Consider the following 3,222-nt stretch of genomic DNA (forward strand, 5'->3'; position numbering starts at 1 on the left):
TCCGTGAAATCGTCCTCATGTTCGCCATCTCCAACATAGAACCGCTCTGTGAACCTCTCTAACCATGACTCAGCATCTATTCAACACGGCAGATTCACGGAAGACTGAAATCGTGACTATTCGACAGCGGGACCGGGCAATCGAGACGAAGCGAGTGAGCGAAGACTGGTATCACCAGCTCCAGACCGCCCGTCGTGAGAAGCAACGGATGAGTGAGCTCCTCAAAGACACCAAGGGAAGTTCGATCACGGCGATCGTGCCTGACGGCGATGAGGTCGATGGCCGCTGGAAACCTGTCGTAATGGGGATCGCAGAGGGTCCCAGAGACGATGCCCAGATTGCTGCTGAACGCCACGGTGTCGGTGTTCAGGCTGTCGATCAGATACCGATCGAGTTCAAAGACTGCTGGCAGCAGGAGTACCAAACGGTACCCGGTGGGGTTGCGCTGAACAGACAGGATATGGTACCGGCAGATTCCTATTACACCGCCACTTGCCGGGTCTATAACAACAGCGACGAGCCCCGGATGTTGACCTGTCGCCATGGCGTTGCACTACCTTGCGACGAGTCGGATCAGGAAGGTACAACCGTAGAGCAATGGGGAGATGACTTCGGGACGGTCGCCGATGCAGACCCGAACCTGGATGCGATGACCATCGAAGTCGGTCAGAACAGTGGCCGAGATGGGATATCTAATACGATCGAGGGTCACATCGACGATTATCCAGTTGGGGCATACTATACCCGTGATTCGATCGCCGACGCAGTCAACTCAAGCCCCTGGTCTCAATATGGGTGTTCGACGTGTGACACCAACCCAGAGATTTACGCCCCCGAGGTCGACTTCACGCTTCAATGCCAGGCGCCAGACGGGTCGACTTCCTCGATTCAGATGCAGGACCAAGTCCTACGGGAACAGGTCGCGCAGGGAGGTGACTCGGGTGGTCCCTGGGTTGGAATTTACCCGATTAACATCCCACACACGGTCGTGGCTGGGATGGTGAATGGGAGCACGGTCGTCAATAACACACCAGTGGACTTCGGCACTGCAGCATTCGCAATCCAACGCGATCTTGATGTTAGCTTCGGGCCGTTCAGGGCCCGCTGATTCAGACATAAAATATTCAGCACTTCGCCACTATTCGTATGTATGGATCTACGAACAGTGTTATCGAATTTGGCGGTATTAACTGGTTTAGGTAGTGTTTCTACCGTTTTATCAGAATCGAATAAAGACAAAGAGCCAATTAGTGATAATAGTATGAAACAAGATGGTTTCGTTCGAATCACCGTGTCGAATTCGTTGGGAAGCGACGCACAGACATCACTGACGCTCCGGTCCGGGGATGATGAGTTCCTTTCCGCAGACTTCACCAGCACTCCTGACGAGCCCCAGGAACTCGGAATTCCAGCGCCGACTAATCGAGAGTTTCAACTTCACGTCTCTATCGACGCGACACTCGACGGGCCAGACGAGGTGACGCTCGGACGTGAAACGGTACAGGCCAGCGGTTCGTCATTATCGACCGAAGATACTCATCGGTTCACCCACAGAGAAACCACAGAGTTGGACGTCTCAATTGGTGATGAACCGCTACTCGACATCGAACAGGTCGACTGAGAAACACCGATACGATAGTAGCGGTCACGTCCAATCACGTTCGCTCTGTTGACCTGACCTCAGAGTTAGTACCCCAGTTCTCTTGGGCGTAGAGGACGCGTCGATTGGTTTAAATCTACGTTCTGGGGGAATACAGTAGTGTTTAATCCGCCTCCATCGCACTATGGTGTGTCGTATACTCGTCTAATGCGTTGGCGATAACCTCCAAGCGAGTTCGGGGGAACAGATTCTACACCCGCTGCCCAGTTCTTGATAGACCCGCACACTTACTCACAATCTACCTCAGGAAGATACAATCTGACTTCAAATGAGAAAGGTCGTGGCTGCGCGCACAGCGAGCGAGACGAACGGAGGCACGGAGTGAGTCTCGCGAGCGAGCACGGAGCGGTGGGTGGGGAGGTGGGGACGCGGTGCCAGGGAGACAAACCCCGACGAACCGGACCATCGACCGCCACCCTTCCCACCCGCACAACGATGGCGAAAAAGAGAGCCGATGGTGGCCGAGCGACCGCTTCCGAGCTCAGTCTCTCAGCATATCCAGTCGCTGCCCCGTCCTCCCGTTGCTGAAGTCAGCGTGGGTCACCGTTCCGTTTCGCGGGCTCGGACCGTCGCCGCGTTCGAGCACGGAAACCTCCGATTCAGACGTGCATGCCAACGTCGGCTGGCCGCCGTACCAGCCGACCTCGCAGTTCAGCAGTCGGACCCGGTCACCCTCGCGGAGCACCGTCCTGACCTTCGAACGCTTCCAGATTGTCAGCTTCGCCGTTCCTGAGCCGTCTTCGAGCACGCCGACCTGTTGTTGGTTGACCGCCGCTGGCTGGTAGAGCGTCGTCACTTCGGCTTCGACGTTCGCCTGGATCGAGTACTTGGGATGGCCCATCCACTCTGCGATGGTTCCGATAGGCTGGATTGCGTCCGTGCCCTTCGCCACCTCCTCGTTCGTCTTCAGAACGGCTGCCGTCAACCCTATGTTCTGGCATGCGACCTTCTCCGCGAGTTGCTTCACGTAGCTTGCCCGAGTGGGCCCACGGAAGCGCTCCGCCAGATGCATGCCGTATCGGTTCACCCCGCCCAGGGTCTCCGCGTCGAGTCGTTCACGAGGCTCGACGTCGGGGTCGCCGCCGCTTCCGAGGACGCCCCGTTCTCTGAAGTCGCGAATGCGCTCACTGGATTCCCGCTCCGTCTGCACTCTGCATGACGACTCTCGGTCAATGTTTGCCTATTCAGCCGCCAGTGCGCGGTCTCTGTACCGTGCCAGTTCTTGCTCTTCGGCCAGCCGCCGTTCCTCCGCTTCGAGCGTCGTCCCGTACGGGTGGTCCAGACCGGCTTTCCGGCTCCAGTCGTAGTCGATTCGACCCTGCTTCTCGAGTTCCACCGTGGGTCGCAGCTCTGGGTCGTGCTCCCCACATTCCGCTTCTGCCAGAAGTCCGCCCTCTTCCTCGATGGCCTCCCCGATGGTCAGCTGTTGAGTCGTCTGTGCGTCCGAACCTTCATCACGGATCGTGTTTCTACTAGACGGCTCTATTGAATCCACGGACGGCGTAGGGACGAGTCGTCAGAACGTTGGAAGTGAAGCGGGAGAGTACAGTTGTGCAAAAGGT

The 3,222-nt window shown here is 57.0% G+C and carries 4 protein-coding genes; 2 read left to right on the plus strand and 2 right to left on the minus strand.

Annotation, left to right across the window (positions count from 1 at the left end):
- The first annotated feature begins 208 nt into the window (after positions 1–208).
- Together BLT27_RS18850 and BLT27_RS19465 are read left to right on the plus strand one after the other, a co-directional pair.
- Complete coding sequence (locus tag BLT27_RS18850; RefSeq protein ID WP_217639199.1) at positions 209–1,108, plus strand: hypothetical protein; 900 nt, start codon at positions 209–211, stop codon at positions 1,106–1,108.
- Between the two features lie 42 nt (positions 1,109–1,150).
- Positions 1,151–1,621 carry a hypothetical protein gene (locus tag BLT27_RS19465; protein WP_139172443.1) on the plus strand — a complete coding sequence of 157 codons (471 nt, stop codon included), beginning with the start codon at positions 1,151–1,153 and terminating at the stop codon, positions 1,619–1,621.
- A gap of 520 nt (positions 1,622–2,141) precedes the next feature.
- Here BLT27_RS19465 and BLT27_RS18855 read toward each other — a convergent pair.
- On the minus strand, positions 2,142–2,810 hold the full coding sequence (locus BLT27_RS18855; protein WP_089736672.1) for a single stranded DNA-binding domain-containing protein: 669 nt from the start codon (positions 2,808–2,810) through the stop codon (positions 2,142–2,144).
- A gap of 30 nt (positions 2,811–2,840) precedes the next feature.
- Positions 2,841–3,155 carry a hypothetical protein gene (locus BLT27_RS19470; protein ID WP_139172444.1) on the minus strand — a complete coding sequence of 105 codons (315 nt, stop codon included), beginning with the start codon at positions 3,153–3,155 and terminating at the stop codon, positions 2,841–2,843.
- Positions 3,156–3,222 lie beyond the last annotated feature (67 nt).

Origin of the sequence: Haloarchaeobius iranensis, from assembly GCF_900103505.1 — an archaeon.
GTDB classification, from domain to species: Archaea; Halobacteriota; Halobacteria; order Halobacteriales; family Natrialbaceae; genus Haloarchaeobius; species Haloarchaeobius iranensis.